The following is a 17,303-nucleotide window of genomic DNA, read 5'->3' as shown; positions in this document are numbered from 1 at the left end:
AGAAGGAGACAACGAATGTCGGCGTCGACAGATCTTCGCAACCAGGACAATACGACGGACGCAGGCGCGTGGGTCCTGCTGTTCGCCCGCCTCTCCATCGCGCCCTTGTTCCTCTACAGCGGCATCGGCAAGGTGATGGCATTCAGCGCCACCGCTGCCCGTCTCTATGGTGGAGCCGATGGTTTTGGACGGTTTCTCGCAGCCGGCTCGATCGCCGTTGAACTCGGTTGCGCCACGGCGCTCGTGCTTGGCCTGTTCGCGCGTCAGGCCGCCGTGATCCTGATCCTGTTCACGATTGCCGCGACCTTGATGTTCCACAATTTCTGGGCCGCGCCGGAAGCACAGGTGGTCGGGCAAACCATCAATTTTCTGAAGAATCTCGGATTGATCGGCCTGCTTGCGCTCATCGCCCATCAAGGGGCCGGCAACTTTGCGGTGAATGCCGCGCTCAGGCGCGCATGAACCGCGCGGGGTGACTCAGAGTCCCCGCGATGCTCTCTGACGGAACAATCGTCCCACTATCTTCTCAGCTTTCGGTGCTTTGAGAAAGAAAGCTCTGAATCCTGGTTGCAAGGATGATCGGCGCTTCCTGCATCGGGTAGTGTCCGCAATTGTCGATCTTCTCGATCGCGGCGTGGGGATAGAGGCCCGGATAGACAGCCTTCACCATGGCTTCACTGACGCCGTTGTCGTGCTCGCCATAGAGCACCAGCATCGGTGCCGTGACTTTGTTTGCCATCGCCGAGTAGTCGTCTTTGATGAATGAGCGCATATAATTCCTGAACGCTGCCGGCGTGGCGGTCTCCCGTGCCCGTCGGAGCATGAGCTGCAGCCATGTGGGCGAGACGCGATTGCCGAGCGAATCGCCCATGATGGCGAGTGCGGCATCGTCGTTGTCGCAAGCCGACGCGAAGAAGCCGAATACCTGATCATCAAAAGGCAACGCCACGGCAGGCACCGGTGTCACGGCGACCACGGATTTTATCCGCGCCGGCGCGTCCATCGCCATCTTCTGAACCGCCTTGCCGCCCATGGAATGGCCGATCGCATGAAATTCCCGCCAGCCAAGCTGGTCGGCGAGCGCGATGCCATCGGCGGCGACCTCGCTGATCGAGAATGCGCCGGCGACGTCGCGCGAATGGCCGTAGCCGCGGATATCAACGAAGGCGTAAGTGTAGAGGTCGCGGTCGAGCGCATCGAACATCGGGGCAAAGACCCGGTGATCCCAAAACCACCCGTGGATGACCAGAACTTTCGCAGGGCCGTTGCCGATCGTCGTATGCCAGATCATTCCGGCTCACTCCCATGGTGATTGACTGATCCCGTGCTCAGGACTTGTCGGCAGCAGCGAAGACCTCCCGGCAGGCCGCAACGCCGTTGATCGCGGCCGCGACGCCGACAAATGGCGCGAGCTGCATCATGATTTCGACCAGCTCCTCCCGCGTCATGCCGCAGCGAAGGGCTCCGCCGATATGCGTTCGCAACTGCGGCGCCGCCGTGCCGAGCGTCGCCAGGGCGGCGACGGTCACGATCTGTCGCGTGCGCAAATCGAGTGTCGGGCTTTGGTAGATCTCGCCGTAGATCGTCTCGAGCACGTAGGTTGCCAGTTGCGGCGCAACATCGCCGAGCGATCGCTCGACCTGTTCCGGCGTCTGGCCGAGAACCTCGCCGATTTTTTGTGCGCCAAGCGATCGCCGCGAGGAGTCTGAACGCATGGTAATTTGCCTCCGTCCGCGCCCGAGCTACAGTGAACCCGATCGGCAATAAAAATAGAATGGTGATCGATCTGTATGGCCGTTGTTTGTGGCCGTCAAGAAAACGACAGGCGAATGGTTTCGCGCGTAAAGGGGGAGTGATGCAAGGGGGAATGATGTTCGACAATTTTCTCAAAACCGCCGGACTGTGCCTGGCTGTGGCAGCAGGCATTGTTGCCGGTGGCGCCGCCGCGGCGGAAACCTACCCCAGCCAACCCATCAAGATCGTCGTCGGCTTTGGACCAGCCTCCGCGGCAGACATCCTCACGCGCCTGGTCGGCAAGCGGATGGAGGCCAAGCTCGGCCAGCCCGTCATCGTCGAGAACCGGGCCGGAAACAGCAGCATGATCGGGGCCGAAGCCGTCGCCCGGGCGCCGGCGGACGGATATACGCTGTTCACGGCGACGATCGCCAACACGCTCAACCCGGCGCAAACAAAATCCAGTTTCGACCTTGGCAAGATGCTCGCGCCGATCGCCCTTCTTGGCGTCGTGCCCAATGTGCTGGTGGCGCATCCCTCGGTGCCGGCTTCGAATCTGGGCGAGCTGATCGCGCTGGCGAAGAGCAGGCCGGAAACGCTCACCTTCGGTTCGTCGGGCGCGGGAACGGCCAGCCACATGGCCGCGGAGTTGTTCAACCAAAAGGCCGGCACCAGCGTCGTGATAGTGCCCTATCAGGGCGGAAGCAATCAGGCCGTCAGCGATCTGCTCGCCGGGCGCATCACGCTGATGTTCAATGTGGCGGCAACACTTGCGCCGCATGTCGAGGCCGGAAAGCTGAAAGCGTTCGCCGTCGCCCAACCGAGGCGCGCGACCATCATGCCTGATGTGCCAACGCTCGCCGAAGCGGGAATGAACGAATACGACGCCGGAGTCTGGATCGGTCTTCTGGCCCCGGCCGGAACGCCATCCGCGATCATCGATCGGCTTTCGATCGCGGCCAACGAGGCGTTGAAGGACGAGGAGGTCCAGAAAGCCCTGAAGTTGCAAGGCACCGATCCGGTCGGCAGCACGCCGAAAGAGTTTGCCGATTTCATCCGTGCCGATGTCGAGAAATGGAAGGCGGCTTTTGCCGCGGTCGACGCCAGGAGGTAGGCGGAGCAGGCTGCAGCGACGTTGGATCTGCTGCGGCACCCCGGGCGTGACAACTCGTTTTCCTTGACGTGGCTCCCATCAGCACGTCGAGGTTGCAGGTGGTCCTAAGTCTGATAACATTGAAACCTAATTGGGCGGGGTTTCCATCTGTGACGGCGGGCGAATGGTACGTCTTTGACGGCGCATCTCAACGTGGGCCTATGTCCCATGCCGACGTTGTTCAATTCCTAAACAACTTCAATGATCGATTAGCTGTTAGCGTGTGGCGACCCGGACTGGATGACTGGGTGCCAGCCAGCCAGCTGTTCGAAATTGTCGTCCCCGACCGAATAGTGCCGGCGTCAAAGCAGATTTCGAGCAAGCGACAATTCTCACTCTATGGAATTTACCTAGGTCTGACCGTCGTTCTCGCAGACTACCTTTTCGAGTGGCGCGGGCCAAAATTTAAACGTTGGCAGGGTAGCGGCCTCTACGAAAACATCGGTTATATCATCGGTGCGGTCGCAATTTGTTTGGTGCTTGGTTTCATCATCGGTGGGGCATCTGATTTTGCAAAAGGAAGGTCTCGACGCAAAAGCGTTTTGGACCCAAGCACTTTTCAAGAACCAGAGATAATTCCTGAAATACCCCTAGATCCGAACAGGCGAAACAACTTCATCGCGCGGTACTGGCGCGGCGAATATTCGCTAGGCATTTCGTACTGGGTGTTCGGGTTCGTAGGTAACATCGCCGTCGCTGTTCTAACTGTCGGTATCGTTATGCTATTTCAAACCGACAATGAATATGAACCACGTGCAATCTTCGGATCTTTGATCAGCGTTTGGTTGCTCATAATCGCTTTTGTCGTCTGGCAAGTCACGGGCGTGTGGCGGTCCGCAAACCGTCTCATTGCTAGACGCCAAGTGGTTGGAAAGCGGGCGGGTTGGGCTACGGTAGCCAAAGTTGTCGTCGTCTTGGGACTATTGAACTCAATCAGTACGTTCTTCAAATCGGGATTGCCGCAGTTGATTGAAAGCTCCCGAATGGCCTTCTTGGATGATCCCGACATCCCCGCCTACTCAATTCGCGTGATGAGAAACGGAACGGAAGCGGAAATCGCGGGGGGCTTTAAATACGGACTCACCGATGATTTTAGCAAAGTACTCAAGGCCTCCCGTCAAATTAAAGTCGTGCATCTCGACAGCACAGGCGGCCGCGTTGGGGAAGCATTCAAACTAAATAATGTGCTTAAGGCGCAGGGTGTTGATACGTACGTCTCAAATGGGTGCTATTCGGCCTGTACAATTGCCTTTGCAGCGGGTCGCAATAGATTTATTCGAAAGGGCGCGGTCCTTGGCTTTCACGCCCCGGCTTTTCCGGGGATGACAAAAAGTGAGCTGCAAGATGCCGCTCTTGATCAAAAGCGACTTTTCATTGACGCTGGCTTCAATCGAAAGTTCGTGGATAAAGCGTTGTCGACGCCCAGCTCTGAGATGTGGATGCCTTCGGCGGACCTAATGGCCGCTGCGGACGTTATCACTGGATTGTCCGACGGCACGGAGTTTGCCGTTTCGGGCTTCGGTGGAGATCTGAGCAAGGAGGGGATGGCTAACGCTCTCGCAAAAGCCCTGCCACTGCTTCAGACCCTCAAAGACAGGTTTCCTAAGCATTATGACAGAGTTATCAGTACCTATTATGACGACTACATCGCCGGCAAGACAGAAGCTGAGGCAATAGTGGATGCGCGCGGAAAACTCGTTTCGATCATTGCAACGCTAAGGACCCTTGCTGACGACGCGGTGTTGGTCGATTTGGCGACGGTTCTCGCGGATGAATACGCAGCCCTAGGTGATAAGAGCGCGACCCTTTGCTATAAATTTGCGTCCGGGATTGGGTCGGAAGATAACATCACGGCAGAACTTCCCATCGCTTTAGTTAACAGAGATAACGAGATTAATCGGCGCATCGTTGAAACTGCGAGGAACCGGCAGGATGTTTCGGCCACCGACGCTAAGGACCTGTGGAAGAAACTTTTAGCTCCGCTCGCGGCGAAGGGGGTCCGCGAAGAGCAGCTGAAGCTGCTTTTATCCGACACCGCCGCGGCCCCTTCAAGATATGGCGAGTATTGCCGAGCGTCTGAGACATTTTATCGAGAAATCGCCCGGCTACAACAAAGAGAAGCAGCCATACTGATGCGTTTCATTTTTGCCGAAAAATAATTCGAAACTGAAATGCCACTTGTCTCTATGTTTCCGAATAGTCGCTATCGAACCTCCAGCTGTGACCAGGTGTGACCAGCTGCAATTTTTGATTTTCGGAGGTTGGTTAGCTTCGGGATATCTAAGTCGACTGAATGACTTAAATGGTGGGCGCACAAGGGATCGAACCTTGGACCTCTCCCGTGTGAAGGGAACGCTCTCCCGCTGAGCTATGCGCCCGGGAATTTTTGCCCCGAAATGGGGGCCGTCAGAGCCCGCGATTTACGTTTTGCGGACCCGTGGTGTCAAGCAATAGTCGGCCCTAAATTAGAGCGGGACGAGATTAGGTTGGTGGCGACGCCGGGCCGTTTTTCGGGTGCCATTCTACTTTGCATGGGGTTGTTTTCGCGATTTTGTTTCTGGTGCCCCGGAAACCGGCTCGCGTGAAGAAAGCGCGTCAAAACAAAGGGCAGGGGTATTACGCCCCCTGCTGGCGGGCGCGGGAGGCGTGGGATTGCAGGGCGCGGATGCGTTCGGCCAGCGTCCCGCCGCCTTCGGAAGGGCCGACGGGGGCGGGTGCGCCGTGGCCGGCGATGTCGTTGGCGGGTTTTGCGGGGGTTTTGGGGGCCGCCGGTTCCGCGGCCAACATGGCCTCGATCGCCGAATTCGGGCCTTCGAGCTGCATCGCGAGCTTGGCGACTTCGGCGGCGATGTCGTTGATGCGCTCGCGCAGCAGCGCATTTTCCATGCGCTCGGTGGCCCAGGAGCTTTCGGCCTGCTGCTGGATCGCGTTGATGTCGCGCTGCAGTTTGGCGCGTTCGTCGCGCGCGACACGAAGCTGGTCTTCGACGGCCGCCTTCTCGGTGCGCAGTTTCTCGATCGCCGCCGAACTGGCGCCGCTCGAGGATGCCGTCGCGAGTTCGTTGCGAAGGTCCATCATGATGCGCTCGGCAGCCTGGTTGGTCTGCTTGAGCTGGTTGTTTTCATATTCGCGTTCGGCCAAGAGCTTGCCCTGGGTGGCGAGACGGCCTTCGAGATCGTTGACGCGGTTGCCGAGCATCTCGGCTTCCTTGACCTGGACGATCAGTTGCCGGTCGAGATCGGTGACGCGCTGGCTCAGGTTTTCGACGCGGCCGCGCGCATCCGTCAGTTCGCGCGTCACGTTTTCGGATTCGGTGCGTTCCTGCGCGAGCCGGGCTTGGGTCGCCGAAAATTCCTTTTCGGCATCGCCGACGCGGCCCTTGAGCTCCTCGATCTGGGTGCGCACCGCGACCAGCTCGACCTGGCGGCTGTCCGCCATCATCGAACGGTCGGACAATTCGTGGTTGATCCTGGCGAGTTCGGCCTGCTTGTCGGTCAGCGCGGTTTCGGCGCCGCGCAGCATCTCGGTCTTGGCCGCGAATTCCTCTTCGGTGGCGCGCAACTGCTCCTTCACCGCCTTCTCGCGCGCTTCCAGCGAGAAGATGGTGGCGTTCTTTTCGCCGAGCTCGATCTTCATGCGGTTGATCGCATCGGATTTCTTGCCGAGTTCGGCGAGCTGGCTGGTGGTCTTGTTGCGGAGCTGATCGACGCTCATCTCGAGCCGCCGCGCCGACATCGCGAATTCCGCGCGCAACTGGTCCTTGTCGGCCTGGATCTCGGCCATCGACAGCGGGGTGGCCGCTTCGAGCCGCCGGGTCGTCAGCCGCACCGCGCGGTTATGCACCAGCGGCACGATCATCAGGCCAAACAGCATCGAGACCAGAAAACCGATCGCCAGATACATGATCGGTTCGATCATGGATGGTCACTCCACACCAAAAGGAATTGTTAAGCACAATGCCATGGCGGACCGGCCCAAGGCCAGCCCAATGGCACGTTAACCTGAATCCGCGAGCCAAGAATCGACAGGCACGCGAATCAACAAGCACGCGCCGTCAGCACCGGACAGGCGTTCGAAACAGGCTCAGAACGGGTTCCAGGTCGCGCGCGGGGTATATTTGAGATAGCCGATATTGGCGCCGAGCCGCAGGCCGATGCCGGAGCGGATCGGAACCAGCACGATGTTGTTGGCGGTCAGCGCCGTCATGCCGAAACCGCCGACGATATAGGCTGAGCCGTCGATGCCGGCGAAGCGCTGATAGATCGCGTTGGTGGCGGGCAGGTTGTAGACCAGCGTCATGGTGCGCGCGCCGTCGCCGCCCCAGTCGAAGCCGACCGACGGTCCCTGCCAGTACACCCGCAAGTCGCCGGCGTTCTTGGTGTAGAGCGTGCCTTCGCCGTAACGCAGGCCCGCGACAAACGCGCCTGAGCCTTCCTCGCCGAGCACGTAGCCGTTGGGCAGGCCCCACTGGCTGACCGCGCGCTCGATGATCGAGGCAAGACCACGCGAGACGTTGCCGAAGAACTTGTGCCCTGCACCGACCAGCTCATCGGGCCCGAAGGTCGCGGGGCCCTGCTGTTGCGGCGGCGGCAAAGGCTGCGGTTGCGCCTGCTGTGCTTGAGCCTGCACGGTCCAGCACATCAGCGCGGCTACCGTCACCGCGGCAAGGCGTGAAGCAAAAATCATCAAAGAACCCCTGGTATCGAAATTCTGGCCGCCGTTCCTTAACCTGACGCCAATACGCACGGCTCTAGGTTGCGTCCAGTGTCCCCTCGACTCGAATGTTATCGGCACCAACTATGACGGCACAACGGCAGGAAAGATACGGTTGGCGCCCCGGAATGGCCTTTTTTGCGCTGCTGGCGGGCTTTTTCGCCGGTTTCGGTGTCGATTTCGCAGCTTATGCCCAGACCACCGAAAGGGTGGTGATGAACCGCTATTCCGGCCTTGCGATCGCGGGTTTCGACGCTGTGGCCTATTTCACTGAATCCCAGGCCATCCAGGGAGTGCCCGATTTCGAGGCCGCCGAATCCGGCACGGTCTGGCGCTTCCGCAACGAGGGCAACCGGGCCTCTTTTGTCTCCCATCCGGAGGTCTACGGTCCCCGCTTCGGCGGCTACGATCCGGTCGATATTGGGCGCGGGGTGACCTATGCCGGCAACCCGCGGATCTGGCTGATCGTTGACCAGCGGCTCTATCTGTTCGGTCGCGAGGACAGCCGCGACGCCTTTGCGGCCAATCCGGCGCGTTTTCTCAAGGACGCAGAGGCGCGCTGGCCGGTGCTGGAAGAGGGACTGTCGCAGTAGACGCCGCCCTCACTCTCCCGCCGCAGCCGGATCGCCCCAGGCGATAAACTCCGGAATAATAAAATCCTCGCGCCCGGCGCCGAAATGCAGGGCGGCTCCGTTTGAATCCGTGATCTTGCCGCCGGCCGCGGTGATCACGGCATGGCCGGCCCCGACATCCCATTCGCTGGTCGGCGACAGCCGGGGGTAGATATCGACTAGGCCTTCGGCCACCCGGCCGAATTTGACGGCCGAACCGAGTTCGGACCGCACCGCCCCTGGCCGCCCCGCGATAAAGGCTTCGGTTCTGGCGTCGCCATGCGAACGGCTGACCGCCACCGTCCACGGCGCGCCGCGCGGCGGGCAGGCGCGGGTGCGTATCGGTTCCGCCAGCGGTGCGCCGGCGCGAAGCGTTATCCGCTCCGCTCCGCGGCCGACGATGCCGCGCCAGATCAGCCCCAGCGCCGGTGCGCCGACGATCCCGAGCAGCGGCATCCCATGGGTCACCAGCGCCAGGTTGACGGTGAACTCGTTGCGGCCGGCGACGAATTCCTTGGTGCCGTCGAGGGGGTCGATCAGAAAGAAGCTCTCTTTGAAGGGCAGCCGCGCCTCGCGGGCGCGCTCCTCCGAAAGCGAGGGAATATCAGGCGCCAGCCGCGCCAGGCCTTCCGCGATGATGCGGTCGGCTGCGAGGTCGGCCTCCGTTACCGGCGATCCGTCGCTCTTGCCGTCGACCTTCATGGAGGTGCGGTTGACCGCCAGAATGGCGTCGCCGGCCGCGATCACCAGATCGGTCAGCGATTCCAGCAGCGCGGCAGCGGCCTCGCCATCGATGACGGACGGGCTTGCCTCATTCATGAGCGGAGCCCATTTGCTGCAGCGGAGCCCATTTGTTGGTCGTCCTTCATACCTGTGACCGGCCCGTGCTGGCAGCCTGCGGCTGCGCGGTGTATCAAACCAGCACGCATGCGTGATTCGTAACAGTCCGCGACTCCAGCGGTTTTCCAGGAACAAATGATGTCTGGCACTTCGTCTCCCGGTCCGGTTCCCGATGCCCTCGAACTTGCGGCGCTGTTGTGCTCGCGGGTCTGTCACGATCTCATCAGTCCAGTTGGCGCCATCGTCAATGGGCTTGAGGTTCTCGACGACAATCCGAAGCCCGAAGATCGCGATTTCGCGCTCGATTTGATCCGCAAGAGCGCCAAGACCGCTTCGGCGCGGCTGCAGTTCTGCCGCCTGGCCTTCGGCGCGGCGGGATCGGCCGGCGCGCAGATCGATCTCGGCGATGCACAGAACATGGCGCGGGGCCACATCGAGGACGGCAAGATCACCATCAGCTGGAATCTGCCGCGCCTGCTGCTGCCGAAGAATCGCGTCAAGCTGCTGTTGAACATGCTGATCATTGCCCAGCAGACCATCCCGCGCGGCGGCACGCTGACGATCGACCCGATCGGTGACGGCGAGACCATGAGCTTTCGCGTGACGTCGGCTGGTCTCAATGCCCGCGTGCCGCAGAACATCGCCGATCTTGTCAGCGCCAGTTCGACCGCGTCGATCGATGCCCATGCGGTGCAGCCTTACTATACGCGGCTGCTGGCGCAGGCCTGCGGGTTGAGCGTGACGCTCGCGCTCGACGGCGAAAAGGTGGTCGTGACCGCCGCCTAATTGGTTAATCAAAAGTTGACGTGGGGCCGCGGATTCTTTGCCGCGGCCTTATCTCTTTGTTGAGACCGTTCTTTTCCATTTGCTCAACCAATATTAAACGCTTTGCATGGAAGCTGGCCAAGTTCCGTCTGAGCACGTCGATGTCGCGTGCCGGTGCGTACGAAGGCCAGTTTCATGGATGATTTGTTGCGGGAGTTTTTGACCGAGACCAGCGAGAGCCTGGATACGGTCGATAATCAGTTGGTGCGGTTCGAGCAGGATCCGACGGACGCCAAGATTCTGGATAACATCTTCCGGCTGGTTCACACGATCAAAGGCACCTGCGGCTTCCTTGGCTTACCCCGGCTCGAAGCGCTGGCCCATGCCGGCGAGACGCTGATGGGCAAATTCCGCGACGGCATGCCGGTGACGGCCGGTGCGGTGACGCTGATCCTGTCCTCGATCGACCGCATCAAGGAAATCCTCGCCGGCCTCGAGGCCACCGAGACCGAGCCCGAAGGCACCGACGAAGACCTGATCGAGAAACTGCACGAGATGGCCGAAGGCAAGCATGCCGAGGCTGCAGTTGAGGCAGTGCCCGTGGTCGCTGCACCTCCGGTTGCGCCGGCAGCCCCCGCGACCAGCGTAGCCGGCACTTTGGTCGAGCAGGTGCTGGAACGTCCGCTGCGTCCGGGCGAAGTCTCGCTCGACGACCTCGAACGCGCCTTCCGCGAGACCGCCATCGAAGTCGAGCCCGCGCCCGCGCCTGTGGTTGCAGCTGCCCCGGTCGCCAAGGCCGCCGCGCCCGCCGCCGCGCCGGAAGCCGCTCCCGAGCCGCGCGCCAAAGCCAAGGCCGTCAGGAAGCCGGTATCCGCCGAGACCGACGTCCAGGAAGCCGACAAAATCGCCAACCAGTCGATCCGCGTCAACGTGGACACGCTGGAACACCTGATGACCATGGTCTCCGAGCTGGTGCTGACCCGCAACCAGCTCCTGGAGATCTCCCGCCGCAACGAGGACACCGAGTTCAAGGTGCCGCTGCAGCGGCTCTCCAATGTCACCGCCGAGCTGCAGGAAGGCGTCATGAAGACGCGGATGCAGCCGATCGGCAACGCCTGGCAGAAACTGCCCCGCATCGTCCGCGACCTCTCGGGCGAACTCGGCAAGCAGATCGAACTGGAGATGCACGGCGCCGACACCGAACTCGATCGGCAAGTGCTCGACCTGATCAAGGATCCGTTGACGCACATGGTGCGCAACTCCGCCGACCATGGTCTCGAGACGCCCAGTGAGCGCTCGGCCGCAGGGAAGCCCGAGCAGGGCACCATCCGCCTCTCCGCCTACCATGAAGGCGGCCACATCATCATCTGCATCGCCGACAACGGCCGCGGCCTCAACACCGAGCGGATCAAGGCCAAGGCGGTCCAGAACGGCCTGGTCTCCGAGGCTGATCTGGAGAAGATGACCGAAGCCCAGATCCACAAGTTCATCTTCGCGCCGGGCTTCTCGACCGCGGCCGCCGTCACCTCGGTCTCCGGCCGCGGCGTCGGCATGGACGTGGTGCGCACCAATATCGACCAGATCGGCGGCACCATCGACATCAAGTCGGTGGCCGGCGAGGGCTCTTCCGTCACCATCAAGATCCCGCTGACCTTGGCCATCGTCTCGGCCCTGATCGTCGAAGCCGCCGGCGACCGCTTTGCGATTCCGCAATTGTCTGTCGTCGAGCTGGTCCGCGCCCGCGCCAACTCCGAACACCGCATCGAGCGCATCAAGGACACGGCGGTCTTGAGGTTGCGCAACAAGCTGTTGCCGCTGATGCACCTGAAGAAGCTTTTGAAGATCGACGACGGTACCTCGTCCGACCCCGAGAACGGCTTTATCGTGGTCACCCAAGTCGGCAGCCAGACGTTTGGCATCGTGGTCGACGGCGTGTTCCACACCGAAGAAATCGTGGTCAAGCCGATGTCGACCAAACTGCGGCACATCGACATGTTCTCCGGCAACACCATTCTGGGTGACGGCGCCGTGATCATGATCATCGACCCCAACGGCATTGCCAAGGCGCTGGGCGCGGCCGGCTCCGCCTCGCGCGATCTCGCCGACGACCATGCCGCGGCGCACGCCTCCTCGGGCGAGCAGCTGACCTCGCTCTTGGTGTTCCGCGCCGGCTCCAACCAGCCCAAGGCGGTGCCGCTCGGGCTCGTCACCCGTCTGGAAGAGATCGCCACCGACAAGATCGAACTCAGTAACGGCCGCTACATGGTGCAGTACCGCGAGCAGTTGATGCCGCTGGTGCAGATGGACGGGGTCACCGTTCAAACGTCAGGCTCGCAGCCGATCCTGGTGTTCGCCGACGACGGCCGCTCGATGGGTCTGGTGGTCGACGAGATCATCGACATCGTCGAGGAGCGGCTGCACATCGAGGTGGCGGGCTCGCAGTCCGGCATCCTGGGTTCGGCCGTGATCAAGGGCCAGGCCACCGAAGTGATCGACGTCGGCCACTTCCTGCCGATGGCGTTTGCCGACTGGTTCTCGCGCAAGGAGATGCGGCCGTCGATGTCGTCGCAGTCGGTGCTGCTGGTCGACGACTCAGCCTTCTTCCGCAACATGCTGGCCCCGGTACTCAAGGCGGCCGGTTACAAGGTGCGGGTCGCCCCCAACGCCCAGGAAGGCCTCACCGCGCTGCGCTCGGGCCAGGTCTTCGACGTGGTGCTGACCGACATCGAGATGCCCGACATGAACGGGTTCGAGTTTGCGGAAGTTATCCGGGCCGACCAGCACTTGAGTGCGATGCCGATCATCGCGTTGTCCTCGATGGTGTCGCCGGCGGCGATCGAGCGCGGCCGGCAGGCCGGCTTCCACGATTACGTCGCCAAGTTCGACCGTCCCGGCCTGATCGCGGCGCTGAAGGAACAGACCGCCGCTCCCGAGATCAGGCACGCGGCATGAGCAAAGCTCAGTCCGGGCATAAGAAAGCAAGCACATGACAACGACCAAGACCGACACCATCGAGGGCACCGTGGCCGAATACGTCACCGCCTTTATCGGCGGGCAATTGTTCGGCCTGCCGATCTCGCGGGTCCAGGACGTGTTCATGCCGGAACGGCTGACGCGGGTTCCGCTGTCGTCGGCGGAGATCGCCGGCGTGCTCAACCTGCGCGGCCGCATCGTCACCGTGGTCGACATGCGCGCCCGGCTCGGGCTGCCCAAGAACGACGACGGCAAGCCGCCGATGGCGGTTGGTGTCGACCTGCGCGGCGAGTCCTACGGGCTCTTGATCGACCAGATCGGCGAGGTCCTGCGACTCCGCGACGACGGCCGCGAGGAAAACCCCGTCAACCTCGATCCCCGCATGGCCAAGCTCGCCGGCGGCGTCCACCGCCTCGAAGGTCAGCTCATGGTCGTCCTCGACGTCGATCGCGTCCTCGAAATCGTGCCTGATTTGATGGCGGCATAAGAAGCAGAAGCAAGCTTACGAAACGAACCTGGAATGGAAACGTCCCTTGCTTAGGGGATTGTGGGAAGTAGAGGCCGAAAATGAGAACATGTCTGGTCGTCGATGACTCAAGCGTCATTCGAAAGGTTGCGCGCCGCATTCTGGAAGGTCTCGACTTCCAGATCATTGAAGCCGAGGATGGCGAGAAGGCGCTCGACGCCTGCAAACGCGCCATGCCCGAGGCAGTCCTGCTCGACTGGAACATGCCGGTCATGGACGGCTACGAATTCCTCGGCAATCTCCGCCGTATGCCCGGCGGCGACGCTCCCAAGGTGGTGTTCTGCACCACCGAGAACGACGTCGCGCACATCGCGCGCGCGCTGCATGCCGGTGCCAACGAATACATCATGAAGCCGTTCGACAAGGACATCGTCACCGCGAAGTTCCAGGAAGTCGGCCTGATCTGATTCCTGCGCGCGATCCGGCGGCCGAACGGCCTCCGGCTTTCTTTTTTGTAATTGTGCCTCGTGGCGTTCCGGTGAAGTAATGAGTATTGCGTTGACAAGTCCTGCGGCCCCGATCTCGACGCGCCAGGAAAAGCTGCGCGTGATGGTGGTCGATGACTCCGTCGTGATCCGCGGCATGATTTCGCGGTGGATCGGTGCGGAGCCGGACATGGAGGTTACCGCCTCCCTGCGCACGGGTCTTGACGCCGTCAACCAGATCGAGCGCGTCAACCCTGATGTCGCCGTGCTCGATATCGAAATGCCGGAGCTCGACGGCATCTCGGCGCTGCCGAAACTGCTGGCGAAGAAGCGCGACCTCATCATCATCATGGCCTCGACGCTGACCCGCCGCAACGCGGAGATCAGCTTCAAGGCGCTTTCGCTCGGCGCGTCCGATTACATTCCGAAGCCGGAAAGCACGCGTGAGGCCGCCGCGGCCGATATCTTTCACCACGACCTGATCCAGAAGATCCGCCATCTTGGCGCCAAGGTCCGCCGCACCGCATCGGCGACGCCCCATGCGAGCCCGTCTTTGGCCCCGGTTCATGCGCGTGAGGCGGCCCGTCCGGCCGCAGCGCCGGTGGCGCAAGCGCAGTTGATGCGCCGGCCGTTCAGCATGCTGGCGCCGCGCGTGCTCTTGATCGGTTCGTCGACCGGCGGCCCGCAGGCCCTGATGTCGCTGGTCACGGAAATCGGCCCGGTGATCGATCGCTTTCCGGTGCTGATCACCCAGCACATGCCGCCGACCTTCACCACGATTCTGGCCGAGCATCTGGCGCGTTCGAGCCGCCGTCCGGCCCGCGAAGCCGTCGACGGCGAGATCGTCAAGGCCGGGCAGATCTATCTGGCGCCAGGTGGCCGCCACATGCGCGTCGTGCGCCACGGCGCGGACGCCGCGATCGCGCTCGACGACGGGCCTCCGGTGAATTTCTGCAAGCCCGCGGTCGATCCGCTGTTCACGTCGGCGATCGACGTCTGGCAGGGCGGTATCATGTCGGTGATCCTGACCGGCATGGGCTCCGACGGCATGCGCGGCGGCAAGGACATCGTTGCCGCCGGCGGCAGCGTGATCGCCCAGGACGAGGCGAGCAGCGTGGTGTGGGGCATGCCGGGTGCGGCTGCCAATGCCGGCATTTGCGCCGCCATCCTTCCCCTCAATCAGATCGCGCCGAAACTGGTTCGAATGTTTTCGGGAGATCGTTCGTGACGCCTCTGGACTATGAGTATCTGCGTAAGCTTCTGAAAGAGCGTTCCGGACTGGACCTGTCGGCCGACAAGCAATATCTGGTGGAAAGTCGCCTGGTGCCGCTGGCGCGCAGGTCGAATCTGGTGGGCATTCCCGAACTGGTTGCGAAAATGAAGAGCGGCGCCGAGCCGCTGATCGCCGAAGTGGTCGAGGCGATGACCACCAACGAGACGTTCTTCTTCCGCGACAAGGTGCCGTTCGATCATCTGAAGGAAACGGTGCTTCCGGCGCTGGTGCAGGCGCGCGCGGCGCGCCGGTCTTTGCGGATCTGGTGCGCGGCTGCCTCGACCGGGCAGGAGCCGTATTCGATCGCGATGTGCCTGAAGGAAGCAGGCTCCATGCTGTCGGGCTGGCGCACCGAAATCGTTGCGACCGATCTGTCGCTTGGCGTGCTGGAAAAAGCCAGGGCCGGCGTGTTCAGCCAATTCGAAGTGCAGCGCGGCCTGCCGATCCAGATGCTGGTGAAACATTTCACGCAGAAGGGCGAGTTGTGGCAGCTCAATGCCGACATCCGCAGCATGGTGCAGTTCCGCCAGCTCAATCTGCTGCAGGATTTTGCCCATCTCGGCACCTTCGACATCATCTTCTGCCGCAACGTGCTGATCTATTTCGACCAGACCACCAAGGTCGGCATCTTCGACCGGATGTCGCGCATGATCGAACCCGACGGCGTGCTGGCGCTGGGTGCCGCCGAGTCGGTGGTCGGGATCACCAATGCGTTCAAGCCTTATCCGGAACGGCGCGGGCTTTATTGCGCGAACACAGCACCGACCGCACGCGGCGGTGTTGCGTCGCTCGGGTTCAAGGCCGTCGCCTCCGCGGCGCGCTAGACCGGCCGCGTTCTACAAAATCGCGTGCGGCAGGAATCGCGACGTATTGCTGGTGATCGGATTCTCGTCCTCGCGGATCGACAGGCCGCATGGCGCGTGGTCGACCAGCCAGCTTCCGAGCACCGGATACTGATCGGAGAAATTCGGCAGCGGCGCCATCGCCTGCCGGATGAATCCTTCCGCGCCGTACGGGCCTTCCTGCTCGACCAGCGTGGTGCCGGCGCTGACCAGCGCGACATTGGCGCCTTCGCGCGAATAGAGCGGCTTGCGCACGAACGAGCTGCCGAGGCGCGCGGCGTTCGGGTCGTCCTCGAAATAGGCCGGCAGCAGGTTGGGATGGTTCGGAAACATCTCCCACAGCAGCGGCAGGATGCCCTTGTTGGAGAGGATCGCCTTCCACGGCGGTTCGATCCAGCGCGTCGGCGCGCTCAACAGCTTGGCGCCGAAGGCATCGTGAAACATCCACTCCCAGGGATAGAGCTTGAAGGCAAATTCGATGCTGCGGTCGTCGAGGTCGACGAACTGGCCGTCGTCGCGCAGCCCGATGTCCTCGATGTCGATCAGCGTGGTCTTTAATCCGGCCTGCGACGCGGTGTCCTCGAGATAGGCCAGCGTTCCCGCATCCTCGGTATTCTCGGTCATCCCGGCGAGATGCAGGTGATGCGTGCCGCCAAGCTTCTTCCACGCCTCGATCAGGCGCTCATGGATCGAATTGAACTGGTCGGCGCGCTTCGGGATGATGTTGCGTTCGATCGCCTGTTCGAGCCAGGTCCATTGGAACACCGCCGCCTCGAAAATCGAGGTCGGCGTGTCGGCGTTATATTCCAACAGCTTTGCCGGGCCGTGCGCGCCGAAACTCAGGTCCAGCCTGCCATAAAGGCTGCCGTCGTCGCGGTGCCAGCTTTCCGAGATCAGCGGCCAGAACGCTTCCGGTAGCTTCAGCCGGCGCAGATAATTTTCGTCGTCGATGGCGCGACCGACCAGTTCGAGACACATCGCGTCGATTTCGCCGGTCGGCGCCTCGATGGCGCGTTCGATCTCATCGAGCGTGAAGGCGTAATAGGCGCGCTCGTCCCAATAGCGTTCGCCGTCGATGGTGTGAAAATCGAAGCCGGCGCTTTCGGCGGTCGCATGCCAGTCGTCGCGTTCAGGACAGACGATGCGCTGCATCAACCGCCGCCACCGTGTCCACCATGCCCGTGCCCGCCGTGACCGTGACCATGCAGTCTGCCCGGCGTTCCGCCAAAGCCGCGATAGGTCGCGCGGCAATAGGTTCGTCCGCCGGCTCCGGGCACGGCCTCATTCCCCGGCCCGCAATCCCGTCGCGGCACCAGCCCCATCGAGACCGCACCGACCGCGGCACTTCCCATCAATGTCAGCACCACCCGGCGCGAACGTTTCATGGTTGCGATCCCTTTTTTCCGGTTCTCTGACGTTTCCGACCAGCCGGCAGTTTCCATCACCTG

At 62.0% G+C, this 17,303-nt stretch carries 17 protein-coding genes, 1 tRNA gene and 1 pseudogene; 11 read left to right on the top strand and 8 right to left on the bottom strand.

The genetic code is table 11. The features are described 5' to 3' along the window. Positions 1-15: 15 nt before the first annotated feature. Positions 16-462: a DoxX family protein gene (locus BLS26_RS11260; RefSeq protein WP_092511045.1), complete on the top strand. Its 447-nt coding sequence runs from the start codon at positions 16-18 to the stop codon at positions 460-462. A gap of 64 nt (positions 463-526) precedes the next feature. On the opposite strand, the gene BLS26_RS11255 is transcribed toward BLS26_RS11260, so the two are convergent. Both BLS26_RS11255 and BLS26_RS11250 read right to left on the bottom strand, forming a co-directional pair. After that, the gene (locus tag BLS26_RS11255) at positions 527-1,291 is read right to left on the bottom strand and encodes an alpha/beta fold hydrolase (RefSeq protein WP_092511043.1); all 765 of its coding nucleotides are present in this window, start codon (positions 1,289-1,291) and stop codon (positions 527-529) included. A gap of 37 nt (positions 1,292-1,328) precedes the next feature. Then, entirely contained in the window at positions 1,329-1,715 is a 387-nt protein-coding gene (locus tag BLS26_RS11250) for a carboxymuconolactone decarboxylase family protein (RefSeq protein WP_092511041.1), read from the bottom strand. A gap of 32 nt (positions 1,716-1,747) precedes the next feature. Between BLS26_RS11250 and BLS26_RS11245 the strand changes: the two genes are divergently transcribed. The 3 genes and pseudogenes from BLS26_RS11245 (at position 1,748) to BLS26_RS11240 (ending at position 5,046) form a co-directional block, all read left to right on the top strand. After that, positions 1,748-2,848, top strand: a complete 1,101-nt coding sequence (locus BLS26_RS11245; RefSeq protein WP_157676410.1) for a tripartite tricarboxylate transporter substrate binding protein — start codon at positions 1,748-1,750, stop codon at positions 2,846-2,848. A gap of 200 nt (positions 2,849-3,048) precedes the next feature. Then, positions 3,049-3,093: pseudogene (locus tag BLS26_RS37215) on the top strand (hypothetical protein); the annotation flags it as partial. Between the two features lie 42 nt (positions 3,094-3,135). Further along, on the top strand, positions 3,136-5,046 hold the full coding sequence (locus BLS26_RS11240; RefSeq protein ID WP_157676409.1) for a hypothetical protein: 1,911 nt from the start codon (positions 3,136-3,138) through the stop codon (positions 5,044-5,046). 144 nt (positions 5,047-5,190) lie between these two features. Here BLS26_RS11240 and BLS26_RS11235 read toward each other — a convergent pair. The 3 genes from BLS26_RS11235 to BLS26_RS11225 form a co-directional block, all read right to left on the bottom strand. Further along, positions 5,191-5,265: transfer RNA gene (locus BLS26_RS11235), tRNA-Val, on the bottom strand. Positions 5,266-5,503: 238 nt separating this feature from the next. Beyond that, positions 5,504-6,805: a hypothetical protein gene (locus BLS26_RS11230; protein ID WP_092511035.1), complete on the bottom strand. Its 1,302-nt coding sequence runs from the start codon at positions 6,803-6,805 to the stop codon at positions 5,504-5,506. 165 nt (positions 6,806-6,970) lie between these two features. After that, complete coding sequence (locus BLS26_RS11225) at positions 6,971-7,573, bottom strand: DUF1134 domain-containing protein (protein WP_092511033.1); 603 nt, start codon at positions 7,571-7,573, stop codon at positions 6,971-6,973. 155 nt (positions 7,574-7,728) lie between these two features. On the opposite strand from BLS26_RS11225, the gene BLS26_RS11220 reads away from it, so the two are divergent. Next, positions 7,729-8,193, top strand: coding sequence for a YHS domain-containing (seleno)protein (locus BLS26_RS11220; RefSeq protein WP_092511031.1), 465 nt, complete (start codon positions 7,729-7,731; stop codon positions 8,191-8,193). A gap of 9 nt (positions 8,194-8,202) precedes the next feature. Here the strand turns inward: BLS26_RS11220 and cysQ are convergent, their stop codons facing one another. Continuing rightward, on the bottom strand, positions 8,203-9,030 hold the full coding sequence (cysQ, locus tag BLS26_RS11215) for a 3'(2'),5'-bisphosphate nucleotidase CysQ (protein WP_092511029.1): 828 nt from the start codon (positions 9,028-9,030) through the stop codon (positions 8,203-8,205). A 159-nt stretch (positions 9,031-9,189) separates the two neighbouring features. Between cysQ and chpT the strand changes: the two genes are divergently transcribed. The 6 genes from chpT (at position 9,190) to BLS26_RS11185 (ending at position 15,837) form a co-directional block, all read left to right on the top strand. Next, complete coding sequence (gene chpT / locus BLS26_RS11210) at positions 9,190-9,837, top strand: histidine phosphotransferase ChpT (RefSeq protein WP_092517931.1); 648 nt, start codon at positions 9,190-9,192, stop codon at positions 9,835-9,837. A 174-nt stretch (positions 9,838-10,011) separates the two neighbouring features. Beyond that, a complete protein-coding gene (locus tag BLS26_RS11205; RefSeq protein WP_092511027.1) occupies positions 10,012-12,768 on the top strand; it encodes a hybrid sensor histidine kinase/response regulator in 2,757 nt (918 codons plus the stop codon). 34 nt (positions 12,769-12,802) lie between these two features. Beyond that, positions 12,803-13,276, top strand: a complete 474-nt coding sequence (locus BLS26_RS11200; protein ID WP_092511025.1) for a chemotaxis protein CheW — start codon at positions 12,803-12,805, stop codon at positions 13,274-13,276. A gap of 80 nt (positions 13,277-13,356) precedes the next feature. After that, on the top strand, positions 13,357-13,722 hold the full coding sequence (locus BLS26_RS11195) for a PleD family two-component system response regulator (RefSeq protein ID WP_092511023.1): 366 nt from the start codon (positions 13,357-13,359) through the stop codon (positions 13,720-13,722). 79 nt (positions 13,723-13,801) lie between these two features. Next, a complete protein-coding gene (locus BLS26_RS11190; RefSeq protein WP_092511021.1) occupies positions 13,802-14,968 on the top strand; it encodes a chemotaxis response regulator protein-glutamate methylesterase in 1,167 nt (388 codons plus the stop codon). Beyond that, the gene (locus tag BLS26_RS11185; protein WP_092511019.1) at positions 14,965-15,837 is read left to right on the top strand and encodes a protein-glutamate O-methyltransferase CheR; all 873 of its coding nucleotides are present in this window, start codon (positions 14,965-14,967) and stop codon (positions 15,835-15,837) included. The genes BLS26_RS11190 and BLS26_RS11185 overlap by 4 nt, the downstream gene beginning before the upstream one ends. A gap of 12 nt (positions 15,838-15,849) precedes the next feature. Here BLS26_RS11185 and BLS26_RS11180 read toward each other — a convergent pair whose 3' ends face one another. Together BLS26_RS11180 and BLS26_RS11175 are read right to left on the bottom strand one after the other, a co-directional pair. Further along, positions 15,850-17,007: a glutathionylspermidine synthase family protein gene (locus BLS26_RS11180; protein WP_092511017.1), complete on the bottom strand. Its 1,158-nt coding sequence runs from the start codon at positions 17,005-17,007 to the stop codon at positions 15,850-15,852. Then, entirely contained in the window at positions 17,007-17,240 is a 234-nt protein-coding gene (locus tag BLS26_RS11175; RefSeq protein WP_092517929.1) for a hypothetical protein, read from the bottom strand. The genes BLS26_RS11180 and BLS26_RS11175 overlap by 1 nt, the downstream gene beginning before the upstream one ends. Positions 17,241-17,303: the final 63 nt, after the last annotated feature.

The organism is Afipia sp. GAS231 (assembly GCF_900103365.1).
Taxonomy (GTDB): domain Bacteria; phylum Pseudomonadota; class Alphaproteobacteria; order Rhizobiales; family Xanthobacteraceae; genus Bradyrhizobium.
This window is presented reverse-complemented; position numbering and strand designations above follow the sequence as displayed.